The sequence below is a fragment of the Nakamurella sp. PAMC28650 genome (genome assembly GCF_014303395.1).
GTDB lineage: Bacteria > Actinomycetota > Actinomycetes > Mycobacteriales > Nakamurellaceae > Nakamurella.
This window is the reverse complement of record NZ_CP060298.1, coordinates 2,332,712-2,346,733: the sequence shown is the minus strand read 5'-3', so window position 1 is coordinate 2,346,733 and position 14,022 is coordinate 2,332,712. Positions and strand designations below refer to the sequence as shown.

Annotated in this window: 13 protein-coding genes; 5 read left to right on the top strand and 8 right to left on the bottom strand. The window is 68.7% G+C overall.

Going from position 1 to position 14,022, the window contains the following annotated elements:
- Positions 1-222 precede the first annotated feature (222 nt).
- Positions 223-1,506, bottom strand: a complete 1,284-nt coding sequence (locus H7F38_RS10790) for a thymidine phosphorylase (RefSeq protein ID WP_187094049.1) — start codon at positions 1,504-1,506, stop codon at positions 223-225.
- Positions 1,507-1,797: 291 nt separating this feature from the next.
- Here H7F38_RS10790 and deoD point away from each other — a divergent pair, with 291 nt between their 5' ends.
- Both deoD and H7F38_RS10780 read left to right on the top strand, forming a co-directional pair.
- Positions 1,798-2,517 carry a purine-nucleoside phosphorylase gene (deoD, locus tag H7F38_RS10785; RefSeq protein ID WP_187094048.1) on the top strand — a complete coding sequence of 240 codons (720 nt, stop codon included), beginning with the start codon at positions 1,798-1,800 and terminating at the stop codon, positions 2,515-2,517.
- Positions 2,514-3,263, top strand: a complete 750-nt coding sequence (locus H7F38_RS10780) for a creatininase family protein (RefSeq protein WP_187094047.1) — start codon at positions 2,514-2,516, stop codon at positions 3,261-3,263. The genes deoD and H7F38_RS10780 overlap by 4 nt, the downstream gene beginning before the upstream one ends.
- 32 nt (positions 3,264-3,295) lie before the next feature.
- Here the strand turns inward: H7F38_RS10780 and H7F38_RS10775 are convergent, their stop codons facing one another.
- Positions 3,296-4,663, bottom strand: a complete 1,368-nt coding sequence (locus tag H7F38_RS10775; RefSeq protein ID WP_187094046.1) for an amidohydrolase — start codon at positions 4,661-4,663, stop codon at positions 3,296-3,298.
- 112 nt (positions 4,664-4,775) lie between these two features.
- Here H7F38_RS10775 and H7F38_RS10770 point away from each other — a divergent pair, with 112 nt between their 5' ends.
- Positions 4,776-5,690 (top strand): hypothetical protein, encoded by a 915-nt coding sequence (locus H7F38_RS10770; RefSeq protein WP_222618588.1) that lies wholly within the window; start codon positions 4,776-4,778, stop codon positions 5,688-5,690.
- 139 nt (positions 5,691-5,829) lie between these two features.
- Here H7F38_RS10770 and H7F38_RS10765 read toward each other — a convergent pair whose 3' ends face one another.
- From H7F38_RS10765 to H7F38_RS10740, 6 genes are all read right to left on the bottom strand, one after another.
- Positions 5,830-7,029 (bottom strand): amidohydrolase family protein, encoded by a 1,200-nt coding sequence (locus H7F38_RS10765; RefSeq protein ID WP_187094045.1) that lies wholly within the window; start codon positions 7,027-7,029, stop codon positions 5,830-5,832.
- Positions 7,026-7,421 carry a cytidine deaminase gene (locus H7F38_RS10760; protein WP_187094044.1) on the bottom strand — a complete coding sequence of 132 codons (396 nt, stop codon included), beginning with the start codon at positions 7,419-7,421 and terminating at the stop codon, positions 7,026-7,028. Before H7F38_RS10760 ends, H7F38_RS10765 begins: the two co-directional genes overlap by 4 nt.
- The gene (locus H7F38_RS10755) at positions 7,421-8,674 is read right to left on the bottom strand and encodes an ABC transporter permease (RefSeq protein ID WP_187094043.1); all 1,254 of its coding nucleotides are present in this window, start codon (positions 8,672-8,674) and stop codon (positions 7,421-7,423) included. Before H7F38_RS10755 ends, H7F38_RS10760 begins: the two co-directional genes overlap by 1 nt.
- Positions 8,671-9,780: an ABC transporter permease gene (locus H7F38_RS10750; RefSeq protein WP_187094042.1), complete on the bottom strand. Its 1,110-nt coding sequence runs from the start codon at positions 9,778-9,780 to the stop codon at positions 8,671-8,673. The genes H7F38_RS10755 and H7F38_RS10750 overlap by 4 nt, the downstream gene beginning before the upstream one ends.
- A 1-nt stretch (position 9,781) precedes the next feature.
- Positions 9,782-11,350 (bottom strand): ABC transporter ATP-binding protein, encoded by a 1,569-nt coding sequence (locus H7F38_RS10745; protein WP_187094041.1) that lies wholly within the window; start codon positions 11,348-11,350, stop codon positions 9,782-9,784.
- Positions 11,351-11,548: 198 nt separating this feature from the next.
- The gene (locus H7F38_RS10740; protein ID WP_187094040.1) at positions 11,549-12,685 is read right to left on the bottom strand and encodes a BMP family protein; all 1,137 of its coding nucleotides are present in this window, start codon (positions 12,683-12,685) and stop codon (positions 11,549-11,551) included.
- Positions 12,686-13,142: 457 nt separating this feature from the next.
- On the opposite strand from H7F38_RS10740, the gene sdhC reads away from it, so the two are divergent.
- Positions 13,143-13,577, top strand: a complete 435-nt coding sequence (sdhC, locus tag H7F38_RS10735; protein WP_187094039.1) for a succinate dehydrogenase, cytochrome b556 subunit — start codon at positions 13,143-13,145, stop codon at positions 13,575-13,577.
- Positions 13,574-14,008, top strand: a complete 435-nt coding sequence (locus tag H7F38_RS10730; RefSeq protein WP_187094038.1) for a succinate dehydrogenase hydrophobic membrane anchor subunit — start codon at positions 13,574-13,576, stop codon at positions 14,006-14,008. The genes sdhC and H7F38_RS10730 overlap by 4 nt, the downstream gene beginning before the upstream one ends.
- Positions 14,009-14,022: the final 14 nt, after the last annotated feature.

The following is a 14,022-nucleotide window of genomic DNA, read 5'->3' as shown; positions in this document are numbered from 1 at the left end:
CCCGCTCGACGGGTCGGTCCCAGACACAGACACCAACACAGACACAGGTACGGGCACGTGACGCCGGAGCCCGGGTCGGCGCCTCCGACCGACCACCGACCACCGACCACCGACCACCGACCACCTTCCTGCGGAGCCTGGACTGGTGGCCGGATGGAATGACGGCGCCGCGCCGCGCCGCGGCGACGGAGATCGACCGGGCGGCAGATCCAGATCAACCCGTCAGCGCACCACATCGATGATCAGGGGACGTCGTTCGACCCGGGTGTCGGCGGGCGCGATCTCCAGGGCCCCGGCCAGATCGGCGAGGGCAGGCTCGAACCGCTCCGGGGTATCGGTGTGCAGTTCGAACAACGGTTGACCCAGGATCACCTCGTCACCCGGCTTGACCAGGCACAGGATACCGGCCGCGGCCTGCACCGGATCCTCCTTGCGAGCCCGACCGGCTCCGAGCCGCCACGACGCGGTGCCGACGGCGAAGGCATCCAACGAGGACACCACTCCCGACGTGGATGCCGTCACGACGTGTCGCTCGCGTGGCACCGGCAGCGGGGAATCCGGGTCGCCGCCCTGCGCCGCGACCATGGCCCGCCAGGAGTCCATCGCGGCGCCCGAGGCCAACACCGCTGCGGGGTCCACGTCCATCCCGGCCAGCGACACCATCTCGCGGGCCAGCGCGAGAGTCAGCTCGACGACATCGGGAGGGCCTCCACCGGCCAGCACCTGCAGCGACTCGGCCACCTCCATGGCGTTGCCGACCGCCACCCCCAGCGGCGTGGACATATCGGTCAGCAGGGCAGAGGCCCGGACACCATGCGCTGCACCGAGTTCCACCATCGTCCGGGCCAACTCCGCGGCCTGCACCGGTGACTTCATGAACGCACCGGACCCGACCTTGACGTCGAGCACCAACGCGTCTGTGCCCTCGGCGATCTTCTTGCTCATGATGGACGCGGCGATCATCGGAATCGACTCGACCGTCGCGGTGACGTCACGCAGGGCGTAGAGCTTGCGGTCGGCCGGGGCGAGGTCGGCCGAGGCTGCGCAGATCACCGCTCCGACCTGGGTGAGCTGCCGGATCATCTGCTCGGGCGAGAGCAACGCATTCCAGCCGCTGATGGACTCCATCTTGTCCAGCGTGCCTCCGGTGTGACCCAACCCGCGGCCGGACAGCTGGGGAACGGCCGCGCCGCACGCGGCAACCAGGGGCGCCAGCGGTAGCGAGATCTTGTCCCCCACACCGCCGGTCGAGTGCTTGTCGACGGTGGGCCGGCCGACGCCGGATAGATCCAGCCGAATCCCGGATCCGATCATCGCCGCCGTCCAGCGGGCGATCTCGCTGGCCGTCATCCCGTTCAACAGGATCGCCATCAGCAACGCGGACATCTGCTCCTCGGCGATGTCGCCCGCCGTGTAGCCGGCGATGGTCCAGTCGATCTGCTCATCGGTCAGGACGTGGCGATCACGCTTGGCGGCGATCACATCGACGGCGGCGAACACAGGCATGCAACTCCTCGTAGATCATCGACGACGGGTGCGCCCCGCGCGGAAGGTCCAGTATCGGCGAAGGCGGTCGGGGCCGCCCGGACGCGCCACTTCCAGGTTCGTGCAGCCTGACCTCGGAGCGTCGGCCGGCGATTCCCCGGTGCGCGAGCTGACCGCCGGGCCCGGGTCGATAGCCTGGACCCACCACCACCACAGGGCCGGACACCAAGGGCCGTCAGACCGCAGCTCGATCGGTGGACCGCCGGCGAGCCGGTCACCCGTACCGGACCCACGCACACCGGAGGACAACCCATGGCCACCCCGCACATCGACGCAGCTCCGGGCGATTTCGCGACGGCGGTGCTGATGCCGGGCGACCCGAGGCGCGCGAGGCTGATCGCCGAGACGCTCTTCGACGCACCACGACTGGTCAACGACGTGCGCGGGATCCTCGGCTTCACGGGAACCGTTGACGGGCAGCCGGTCTCGGTGATGGCCTCCGGGATGGGCAGCCCGTCGATCACCATCTACGCAACCGAGCTGTACCGGTTCTTCGGGGTCCGGCGGATCATCCGGGTCGGTACCGCCGGAGGAATGCAGGAGAACATCCGGCTCGGTGACGTGATCGCCGCCTCTGCGGCCCACACCGATTCGGCGATGGCCTCGGCCCGCATCCCCGGCGTGACGATGAGCCACGCGCCGTCCTTCGAGCTGCTGGTCGCCGCAGTCGCCGCCGCGAAGAACGCCGACCTGCAGATGCGGGTGGGGCCGGTCTTCTCGGCCGATCACTTCTATTTCAGCCGCACCGAGACCACCGAGGCACTGGTGGCGCACGGGACCCTGGCGATCGAGATGGAGGCGGCCGCCCTCTACGCGGTCGCCGCCGCCGAAGGAGCCGAGGCACTGACGCTCCTGACCGTCACCGACCATCTGGGCCGTCAGGAGTCGATGACGGCGAAGGAGCGCGAGGAGTGCTTCGCAGCCATGTCCCGGGTCGCCATCGCTGCCGCCTTGAGCGCGGGCACCGGATGACATCTCACGAAGCGGCCAGATCCAGCTCCCCCGACTTCGGCGCGCAACTCGCGGCGGGTGCGATCCCCATCCTGCCGTTCGGTGCGCTGGAGCAACACGGACCGCACCTCCCACTGGCGACCGACACGATCATGGCCGACGGGCTGGCCCGCCGCATCGCGGACGAGGTCGGCGGGATCCTGCTGCCGCCGATCAACTACGGCCAGACCTCCGACAACGCAGCCTTTCCCGGGACCATCACGCTCTCCTTCGACACGGTGCGCGCCATCGCGAAGGACATCGCCGCAGCCCTGGCCGCGCAGGGTGCCCGCGGATTCGTCGTCGTCAACGGCGATTTCGGCAACCAGGCACCGCTGCGCCAGGCCGCCCGCGAGATCAGCGAGCAGCTCGGAATAGGCGTGCTCGTGGTGAACTACCCGGGCATGGCCGAGATCGCCGCCGAACTGTGCACCACCGCGCCCGCCGGGCTCGGCCTCTACCATGCGGAGGAATTCGAGACCTCTCTCGTGCTGCATCTGCGACCGGAGGACGTGCGGATGGAGTTGGCGGTGGCCGAGTACCCGGTGTATCCGCCCACCTTTCCCGCCGTCCTCACCGGACTCGACAAGCTCTCCCGCTCAGGGGTTTTCGGTGACCCGAGACCGGCCACCGCCGCACTGGGTGCCACCCTGATGGACCGACTGGCCGACGAGGCGATCGAACTGGTCAATGCCTTTCTACTGACCCTCCCGGTCCAGGATCCGTAATCCGGTCAGAACGTTCAGAACGTTCAGAACGTTCAGAATCCATAGCCCTGGATTGACTTGCCGTGGCTGATGTCGGTCAGTTCGGCCAGCCTCGGGTCGAGTTCCCGCATCACCGCGGGCACGTCCACCGTCAGCAGCGAGCGGTCGGCCATCAACACCGTGCCCGCGACGATCGAGGTGGAGATGTCGGCGGACCTCGCGCTGTAGACCAGGGTGGCCGCGAGGTCGTGGACGGGCCGGGTGTGCGGGCCGGAGAGGTCGATCAGGATGATGTCGGCCTGGTGCCCGGGAGCCAGCGAGCCGACCACCCCGGCCAGTCCGATCGCCGCTGCACTGCCGAGCGTGGCGATGCCGAGCACCTGACGCGCCGTCATCCACAGTTCGTCCTGCTCCACGTACTTCTGCACGAGCGACGTCATCATCATCGACTCCCAGACGTCCAGGGTGTTGTTCGACGCGGCCCCGTCGGTCGCCAGCCCCACCGCCACTCCGGCCGACACCAGACCGCGGATGGGCGTGGTCTCCTCCCCCACCTTCAGATAGCCCTTGGGCGCGCTGCCCACCCCGACCCGACCCCGTGCCGCGGCCAGCAGCGGCAGATCCTCCGGAACGATGCCCTTCCCGTGGGCGATCAACGTCCGGCCGGCGAGGATGCCGGTCTCCTCGAGCACCTGGATCGGGCTGATGCCCCGGAGCGCGCGGGTCTGTCTGGTCTGGATGCGACTCTCGGCGGCGTGGATGTGGACCAGCAGGTCGTGCTCGAGACCGGCGGCGGCAGTCCGTCGGAGGTCGTCGTCGTTCACCGTGTAGTCGGCGTGCGGGGCCAGCGAGGTGGTGATCCGGCCCGCGGCAGACCCGTTGCGCTCCAACGCGAACGCCAGACCACGATCGAAGCCCGCCGCACCCTCCGACGAGAAGAAGGTCCAGCCGAGGTTCGCCCGCAGGCCGGTCTCGGCGACCACATCGGCGATCGCGTCCATCATGAAGTAGTGGTCGGCGAAGGTGGTCGTGCCACTGGCGATCATCTCCGCACAGGCCAGCCGGGTGCCCAGCGTGACATCGGATTCGGTGAGGTTGACCTCCATCGGCCAGATCTTCTTGTTGAACCAGTCCGAGGAGCTGACGTCCTCCGCAGCCCCGCGGAACATCACCATCGGCGAGTGCGAGTGGCAGTTGATCAGACCCGGCATCGCGACCTGGCCCCGGCCGTCGATCTGCTGCGTCGAGGACCCGGTGAATCGGTCCGCCGAAGCCGAGACGATCAACCCGTCGCGGACGAGAATCGTTGCACCGGGTAGGAACCGGACCGCGCCCGCTTCGTCGTGCAGGAGAGCGGTGACGTTGGTGATCGCCAGGTCGACGGCAATGTCGGGGGGTGATGCCGACTCGTTCCGGGTCATCTGAAATATCCTCGCGTGTGATCAGTGCGGACGACAGCAACCGGCCCAGTTTCCCAGCACCACCAGCGCGTACCCAGCATCACCCCACGCACACCGACGGCGAAGGACAGACGTGACCGAGCAACCCGTTGACGACAGGGTCATCGACCTGGACGTCAGGAGCCTGACCGCTGCGGCCGCCGGCGACCTCGAGGAGGCGCAGGAGTACGCCGACAAGGCGGCCGACTCCGGGTCGCTACTGGGAATCGCCCTGTCGACCTACCTCCGGACCTCCCACCGCCACGACGTCTACGACCGACCGGCCGCGTTCGAGGCGTTCATCGCCGGCGGCGGCAACGTGGACCTCTACCGCCGGACCAGCGCGGTCCTGGCCTCGGCCTACCCCGGCGCGGCCGCGCTGCTGGACGTCGGCTGCGGCAACGGCCACGCGCTCGTCCCGGCGCTGCAGATGGCCGGGGATGCGGCACCATCAGCCGTCGAACTCGTCGAGCCCGGTGCGGATCTGCTCGAGCACTGCGTCGGCGCCGTCCAGGCGGCCGGGCTGCCGCTGAAGATCACCGGTTGGCAGATGGGCCTGACGGACTTCCTCAAGACCGCCCCGCCCGCGCAGCGCTGGCACCTGGCCCAGTCGACCTTCGCGCTCCAATCGATCGAGCCGACGGAACGGCTGGTGGCGTTGCGGGCGTTGGCCCCGCGCGTGGATCGGTTGCTCGTCGTCGATTTCGACGTGGCCGACGAGAGGCCCGGGAGCAAGAAGCACCTCCGCGACCTGGCCACCCGGTACGAACGCGGTCTGAGCGAGTACGACGACACCACAGACCTGGTGGCGCAGGGGTTCCTGATGCCGGTGCTGCTCGGTCAACTCTCGGCCGACGAGGCCAGGACCAACTGGGAGCAGCCCGCGGAGAAATGGCGGGAAGAATTCCAGGCCGCCGGATTTCAGGACGTCGAGGTCCGGCCACTCGCCGACTACTGGTCGGCCCCGGCCTTCGCGCTGACCGCCACCGGCGCCACGATGACCGGATGACGCCCGGCCACTGGATCAGACAGGCGGATCTCACCGCCGTCGACGACAAATGACGGCGATCGGAGACCCACCGGCCCAGCGTGTCGGGGTCTTGTCTCACCCCAACTCCAGGTCGAAGTCGTCGCTGATGGCCCGGCGATCAGCCCGGCAGGACCCCGGCCACGACCTGCCCACGGCAGACGACCGCGACGATGTTGTCGGCCGACAGGAGTGACACGTCCTCCCACGGACGTCCCCGCATGACGAGAAAGTCCGCGCCGAAGCCGTCCGCGATCCGCCCGACCGAACCACCCAACCCCACGGCGGCGGCGGCGTCCGAGGTGGCCGCCTGCAGAGCCCGGGCCGGCGAGTAGCCGAGCACCTCGACCATCCGGACCAACTCGCGCCACTGATCGCCGAACTCCAGGAAGTAGCCGTTGGCATCCGTGCCGAGGACGAACCGGACGCCGGCGTCCGCGGCCGCGCGGAGCAACTCGTCGCGCGCCGAGACCAGCGCCGCGGCAATGGATTGCGCCTCCGCGGAAACCGGGACCTCGGCCCGGGCGATCATGTCGTTGATCAGCAGGGTGGGCGCCACCGGGATACCCCGCTCGGCCAGCACCAGAGCCTGCGCGGACGTCATGCCGGTGCCGTGCTCGATCGAGTCCATGCCCTCGTCGAGGGCGATCTGGATGCCTTCCTCCGAGTGGGTGTGACAAGCGACCAGCATGCCAAGGGCGTGGGCCTCGTCGACCGTCGCGGCGATCTCGGCGCGGGTGTGGTTGCGCCAGGACACCTTGTCGCCCATCGAGAGCACGCCGCCGCTGGTGTAGGTCTTGATCCCGGTCAGGCCGGCACGAGCCCACCGTCTCACCAGCGCCCGGCAGGCATCGGGCGAGTCGGCGACCGGCGGGCGGTCGGCGACCGCGCGCGGCGTGAACAGATCCAGGTGCCCGGCGCTCATCCCGACCGGTCCGGAGGCCAGAAGCCTGGGTCCGGGCAGGATCCCGGCGTCGAAGACGCGGGACATGGCCGCCTGGGACTCATCTGCCCCGAGATCGCGCAGCGTCGTGACGCCCATCCGCATCGCGCGCTGCGCATTGGCCGTGGCGTGCAGGGTTTGTTCCTCGCGAATCGTCACCAGTGGCCAGGTGAAGGTGTCGAAGCCCTTCGCGTTGGCGCGGCCGCCGGCGTAACCCAGGAGGTGGACGTGCGTGTCGACCAGGCCGGGAATGACGGAGAACTCGGCCCGGCCGGAAGGTTCACCGACCCCGACGATCCTGTCGCCGGACCAGGACAGGGACCGGACGCCGACGTCGGAGACGCCGTCGAAAAGAGCAACCGCACCCAGAGACGTCACGCCGGTAGGTGCTCCGGTCCGAACGCATCCGGGAGCACCCAGGACATCGGCTGGATGCCGGAGGGCGTGTCCACCAACAACTCCGGGCCGCCGAACTCGTAGATCACCTGACGGCAACGGCCGCAGGGCATCAGCAGGTCACCCGCGCCGGACCGGCAGGCCAGCGCGACCAGACGGCCACCGCCGGTCAGCCGTAGTTGGCCGACCAACGAGCACTCCGCGCACAGACCGAGCCCGTAGGAGGCGTTCTCGACGTTGCACCCGGTGATGATCCGTCCGTCGTCGACCACGGCCGCCACCCCGACCTGCAACCCCGAGTACGGGCAGTAGGCCAGGTGGGCCGCCTCGACGGCCAACGCGCGCAACGCCTCCCAGTCGAAATCGGCGGACATCACGCGCCGCCTTTCCGGTAGGTGAGGCCGTCTGCTTTCGGTGGCCGGAGCCGTTGGGAGGCAAGCCCCATCACCAGCAGGGTGATCGCGTAGGGCGCGGCCGTGACCAGTTGGCCGGGGAGCGAGGTGGTGGTCAGGAACCACAGCAGCGACAGCGCCGCGATGAGCAGCGCGACCGCGCTGACCGCGCGCTGACCCCGCCGGAACTGCAGGACGGCGACCAGCACCAGCGCCACCGTCACCAGCAGCAGGAACGCGCGCATGGCGGTGCCGTCGGTGTCGAACAGCCGGACCCCGTCGGTGTAGCCGAAGAGCAGGGCGCCGGCGGCCATCCCACCCGGACGCCAGTTGCCGAAGATCAGCGATGCGAGACCGATGAAGCCGCGGCCGGCGGTCTGACCGTTGATGTAGTTCTGCCCGATCACCAGGAACGCACCGGCGAAGCCGGACATCGCGCCGGAGATCATGACGCCGTAGTACTTGTAGCGCACCACGTTGACGCCCAGCGACTCCGCTGCGTACGGGGCCTCGCCCACGGACCGGAGGCGCAGCCCGAACCTGGTGCGCCACAGGATGAATCCCGATCCGGCGATCAGCAGAGCGGCCAGTACGGTCAGGATCGAGAGTTGCGTCAACGACCCCCCGAGCAGGCCGGCCAGATCGGAGACCAGGAACCAGCCCTTGCCCTGCAACGTGTTCAGCCAGTCGGACAGGCCGGGAACGGTGATCTTGAAGACGTCGCCGACCGGCGGGGACTGCTGATCACCGCCACCCGGTGCGTTGGCGAACAGCAGCTGCGAGAGGAACAACGTCAGGCCCGGCGCGACGATGGAGATGGCGACACCGGCGATGATGTGGTCCACCCCGAAGGTGATCGCGGCCAACCCGAGCAGCAGGCCGCCCAACACTCCGCAGATGACGCCGAACCCGACACCGGCCCACGGCCCCCACTGATATCCGGCCCAGCCGGCTCCGAAGGTGCCGAGGATCATCATGCCCTCGAGGCCGATGTTGACCACCCCGGCGCGTTCGGACCACAGACCCGAAAGACCGGCCATCGCAATGGGTACGGCTGCGATGATGGCCGACTGGATGGCGCCGACCGAGTCGAGGTTCGTCGCGCCGGTGACGGTGCGCACCAGCGAGATCACCAGCAGACCGGCGAAGACCAGACCGAGCCGGATCGCCGGGGTGATGGTTCGGCTCCTGGCCCCGACCACCGGGCGCGTGATGGGAGCGTCCTCCACCGTCATGCTGCCACCGCCTGCTTCTGCGCCGTGGCCAGGGCCCGGGCGACCTCTCGTTGCTCCAGCACCACCCCGTACCGCCGGACGATCTCGTACGCGATCACGACGGACAGCAGGATGGTGCCCTGCATGATGGTGACCAGTTGGTTCGGGACGCCGACGCCCTGCAGGGCGTTGGCCGAGCTGTCCAGTGCGGACCAGAGCAGCGCGGCGAAGACGATGCCGACCGGGTGGTTGCGACCCAGCAGCGCGATCGCGATGCCGGTGAATCCCAGCCCGGCCGGGAAGTTGATCGAGTACTGGGCCGCCGGGCCGTTGAGCAACTCGGGGATCCCGACCAGCCCGGCGACGGCGCCGGAGATCAGCATCGCCGAGACGGCCATCTTCTTGGCGCTGATCCCGCTCGCGATCGCGGCCGCCGGGTTCATCCCCGTGGCCTTGATCGAGAAGCCGAAGATGGTGCGGTTCAACAGGAATGCGTACAGGATGCCGACCACCACGGCCAGCAGCGTCAGGGTGTAGATCGGAGTGATCGAGCCGGAGACCGCGATGGTCGGGACCAGACCGGCGGGCGGGATGACCGCCGTGCCGATGTTGTTGCCCGCCTGTACCGCGAGCCGGCCCGGGCTCAGCAGGTAGGCCACCACCGCCGTCGCGATGGCGTTCAGCATGATGGTGCTGATCACCTCGCTGACCCCGCGACTCACCCTGAGCCACACCGCGATCCCGGCCCAGAACGCACCGACGACCATGGCGGCGGCGATCGTCAGGACGATGCGCACGACCGAGGGGAGCGAGTTCATGAAACTGGCCCCGGCCAGCGACGCCGCCATCATCGCCGCGAGCCGGTACTGACCGTCGACGCCGATGTTCAGCAGATTCATCTTGAAGCCGATCGCGACCGCGACCGCCGCCAGGTAGTACGACGCCGCCAGGTTGACGGTGCCGATCAGCACCCGGGACTTCCCGAAGGCGTCACCCATGGCACTGAAGGCGTCCAGCGGGTGGTGCCCGGTGAGCAACAGGATGACCGCCGAGATGATCACCGCGACGACCAACGCTCCGAGCGGACCGGCAGCCCCGAGCGCGATCTTCCTCCCGGAGATGGCCACCTCAGGCCTCCGGGGTTTCGGTCGGGTCGGCCTCGTGGCCGCCGGTCATGGCGATCCCGAGGATCTCCGGTGTCACGTCTCTCGGCTCGAACCTGCCGACGAGCCGGCCGCGCAGGATGACGGTGAGGGTGTCCGACATACCGATGAGTTCCTCCAGATCGGCGGAGATGAGAAGGACGGCGAGGCCGGCGGCCCTGGCCTTGCGGAGCTGCTCCCAGATGGCGGCCTGGGCCCCGACGTCGACGCCGCGGGTGGGGTGGGAGGCGATCAGCAGCACCGGATTCCCGCTCATCTCGCGGCCGACGATGAGCTTCTGCTGGTTACCGCCCGAGAGCGCGGCCGCCAGCACGTCGATGCCCGGCGTCCGGACGTCGAACTCCTGCACGATGCGACGGGTGTCGGCCTTGGTGGCGGCGCGGTCCAGGAAGATCCCCTTGGCCACCGGCCGTCTGGTCTGGAAACCGAGCGCCCGGTTCTCCCACAGGGAGGCGAGCAGGGTCAGGCCCTGTCGGTGCCGGTCCTCGGAGATGAAACCGATCCCCGCCTCGCGCCGTTTGAGGGTGGACAGGGCGGTGATGTCGATGCTGTCCAGCGAGACCGTGCCCTCCGCGATGGGCGTGATCCCCATGATCGCGTCCACCAGCTCGGCCTGGCCGTTGCCCTCGACGCCGGCGATACCGAGCACCTCCCCGGCGTGGATCGTCAGGTCGATGTCGGTCAGCACGTCGCGACCCTCGGCGCTGGTCACCCGGACGCCGGCCAGCCGGAGCATCACCTGATCGGTGACGGTCGACTCGCGGAGCTCTGGCACCGGCAGCGCCGACCCGACCATCATCTCGGCCAGCTGGCGGTTGGTGACCGACCGGGGATCGGCGGTTCCGACGGTGGTACCACGGCGGATCACGGTGATCTCGTCGGCGATGGCGCGCACCTCGTCGAGCTTGTGGGAGATGAAGATGATGGTGAGGCCCTCGGCCTTGAGCCCGGCCAGGTTGCCGAACAGCTCGTCGACCTCCTGCGGTACGAGCACGGCGGTCGGCTCGTCCAGGATCAGGATCTTCGCGCCGCGGTAGAGCACCTTGATGATCTCCACCCGTTGCCGCGCGCCGACCCCGAGTTCCTCGACGAGGGCCTTCGGGTCGACGTAGAGCCCGTACCGGCGCCCGATCTCGCTGATGTCGGCGCGCGCCCTGGCCCCGTCCAGGCGGCCACCGGAGACCGGCTCGGAGCCGAGCACGACGTTCTCCCACACGGTCAGGTTGTCGGCCAGCATGAAGTGCTGGTGGACCATGCCGATCCCGGCCGAGATGGCGTCGGCCGGTGAGTGGAACGAGCAGACCCGGCCGTCGACCTCGATGGTGCCCTCGTCCGGCTGGTGCAACCCGAAGAGCGTCTTCATCAGGGTCGACTTGCCCGCACCGTTCTCCCCGACCAGCGCGTGCACGCTCGCCCGGCGGACGCTCAGATTGATATCGGAGTTGGCGACGACACCCGGGTACCGCTTGGTGATCCCGGTCAGCCGGACAGCCGGTGTCCGCACCGTCTCCACCAGGTCGGTCGCTGTGCTCACTCGTGCTCCTGCCTGCGTTGTGCGTTGCCGCGGTGTGCTCCGCCGGACCGGCCAGGACCCGCTCGCCCGGGCGCGAGGGTGGCCCGAGAATAGAACATGATCGCCGAACGGATCAGGGCCCGGTGACGCCGCTGTGACAGCGACGTCACCGGACCCTGTGGGACTGGTGCACCGAAGTGGAACTTCGTGCGGCGAGACCTACTTGAGCGTCGTCGGAACGGTGATGGTGCCGGCGATGATCTTGGCCTTGTAGTCCTCGAGCTGAGCCTTGATGTCGTCGATCGCACCACCGGAGGTGGAGTACCCGACGCCACCGTTCTTCAGGTCGTAGACCTGCACGCCGGCCAGCGGCTTGCCTGCGGCGACCGAGGCGATCATGTTGTAGACCGCGACGTCGACGTTCTTGACCGCCGAGGTCATGATGGTGGCCTGCCCGGCACTGGCCGTCGTCAGCAGGTACTGGTCCGAGTCGACCCCGATGGCGAGCTTTCCGCCGGCCAGGGCCGCCTTGAACACGCCGTTGCCGCTACCGCCCGCGGCCGAGTAGACGACGTCGGCGCCGCCGCCGTACATGCCCTTGGCGATGGTCTCGCCCTTGTCGGGAGCGTTGAAGCCGCTGAAGTCCGGCGGCTCGGTGATGTACTTGTCGTCGATCTTGATGCTGGCCTTGCCCGCCTTCGCACCGGCGTCGAACCCGGCCTGGAAGGTCTGGATGAGCGGGGTGTTGACGCCCCCGATGAAGCCGACGTGGGCGCTCTTGGACTTCAGGGCGGCGGCGACACCGACCAGGAACGAGCTCTGCTCTGCGGCGAAGGTCAGCGAGGCGACGTTCGCCACCTTGGCCAGGGAGTTGTCGTCGACGATGGCGAAGTGGACCTTCGGATTGGCCTTGGCCACCGTGCCCATCGCGGTCGCGTAGTCGAAGCCGACGGCGATGATGGTGTTGGCACCCTGATCCACCAGCTGGCTCAGGCGGTCGACCTTCTTCTGGTCCGCCTCGCCCACCGTCGCGGCGAGTTCGGCGACGAGCTTGACGCCCTTGCCGGTGGCGGCGGTGACACCGCGGGCGGCGGAGTCGGTGAAGGACCGGTCACCCTTCGGCCCGTCGTAGGCCATGCCCAGCTTGACGGTGGTGGGATCACCGGTCATCGCCGGGAACAGGTCGGCAGCGGGGGCCGCGGCCGAGGTGGCCGGCCCGGAGGTCGCGGCGCTGGAGGACGGCGCGGCGCTGGAGGACGGCGCGGCGGTGGTCGAGCTGGTGGAACTACAGGCACTCAGCACGAGGGCGGCCGCAGCGACCCCGGCGATCAGTGTGAGGTGACGAGCGCGAAGCACGTGTTCTCCCTTTTGGTGTCCTGCCCGTCCCCGGGCGGGGACAGGCTATGCAATAAGGCGTCAACGCCGACGGGCCCAAGCGAGGGACGCTACCGGTGACCGTGCGCAGCCGCGACCCCGCGAGCACGTCCGTGACCGAATCGTGCTCCAAAAGGGTTCACGGCCGGAAATACTGCGTCCCACCGGCATCACACGACGTGGCCCTGCAGCAAGATCATCCGGACGGCCCCTTTCCGGGCTGTCCGAACGTGTCCTGGACACGAGTGAAACGGTGCCGGGTTGTCCGCGGATGAACGCGGTGTGTCAAGAGGGTCACATCGCGCCCGGTGGCTGGTGCCGTGAAGCCGGGGTTAGCATCGGTCAGGCGGTCAGTGCTTGCGCTCCTGGCCTTCGCACGTTCATCTCCCATCCGACACTGCCGTCGACGGCGGGCCTACCCGGAGGTCACAACAACCACATGTCCTCATCCACCGCCCTCCGGCCTGGAGGCAGCAGTATCCCCAAGCCCCGCCGCGGCTCCTTCTACCGGGGAGCCGAGGGGATGTGGTCCTGGGTCGCCCACCGCATCACCGGCGTCCTGACCTTCTTCTTCCTGTTCGCGCACGTGCTGGATACCGCGCTCGTACGGGTCTCCCCCGAGTCCTACGACAAGGTGATCGAGACCTACAAGAACCCGTTCGTCAACCTGCTCGAGGCGGGCCTGGTCGGTGCGGTGCTCTACCACTCGCTCAACGGCATCCGGATCATGCTGGTGGACTTCTGGGCCCGCGGACCCCGGTACCAGCGCAAGATGCTGTGGATCGTCGTCGGGACCTGGATCGTCGTGATGATCCCGACCGTCTACTTCATGCTGCAGTACACCGTGGAGAAGACGTTCGGACACGCCTCATGACCGCCGCCTACGATCCGCCCGCCACCCGTGGCATCGAGGCGCCGCGTGCTCCGAAGAAGCGCGTCGCCGGCCGCCGCTCCAATTTCGAGATGTACTCCTGGATGTTCATGCGGCTCTCCGGCATCGTGCTGGTGGTGCTCGTCCTCGGGCACCTGATGATCATGAACGTGCTGGACGGCGGAGTGCACCGGATCAACTGGGGCTTCGTCGCCGGCCGCTGGGCGTCACCGTTCTGGCAGCTCTGGGACCTCACCATGCTCTGGCTCGCCGAACTGCACGGGGCCAACGGGCTCCGCACCATCATCAACGACTACTCGCGCAAGGACGGCACCCGCTTCGTCCTGACGATCCTGCTGACCGCGTCCGTCATCCTGACGCTCGGGGTCGGCACCTTCGTGATCTTCACCTTCGACCCGACCATGACCGGCTGACAGGGAGCATTGCC

Excerpts from the sequence above, each read along its gene's own strand:
- H7F38_RS10790 (WP_187094049.1), bottom strand. The coding sequence starts at position 1,506 with ATGCCTGTGTTCGCCGCCGTCGATGTGATCGCCGCCAAGCGTGATCGC.
- deoD (WP_187094048.1), top strand. The coding sequence starts at position 1,798 with ATGGCCACCCCGCACATCGACGCAGCTCCGGGCGATTTCGCGACGGCG.
- H7F38_RS10780 (WP_187094047.1), top strand. The coding sequence starts at position 2,514 with ATGACATCTCACGAAGCGGCCAGATCCAGCTCCCCCGACTTCGGCGCG.
- H7F38_RS10775 (WP_187094046.1), bottom strand. The coding sequence starts at position 4,663 with ATGACCCGGAACGAGTCGGCATCACCCCCCGACATTGCCGTCGACCTG.
- H7F38_RS10760 (WP_187094044.1), bottom strand. The coding sequence starts at position 7,421 with ATGTCCGCCGATTTCGACTGGGAGGCGTTGCGCGCGTTGGCCGTCGAG.
- H7F38_RS10755 (WP_187094043.1), bottom strand. The coding sequence starts at position 8,674 with ATGACGGTGGAGGACGCTCCCATCACGCGCCCGGTGGTCGGGGCCAGG.
- sdhC (WP_187094039.1), top strand. The coding sequence starts at position 13,143 with ATGTCCTCATCCACCGCCCTCCGGCCTGGAGGCAGCAGTATCCCCAAG.
- H7F38_RS10730 (WP_187094038.1), top strand. The coding sequence starts at position 13,574 with ATGACCGCCGCCTACGATCCGCCCGCCACCCGTGGCATCGAGGCGCCG.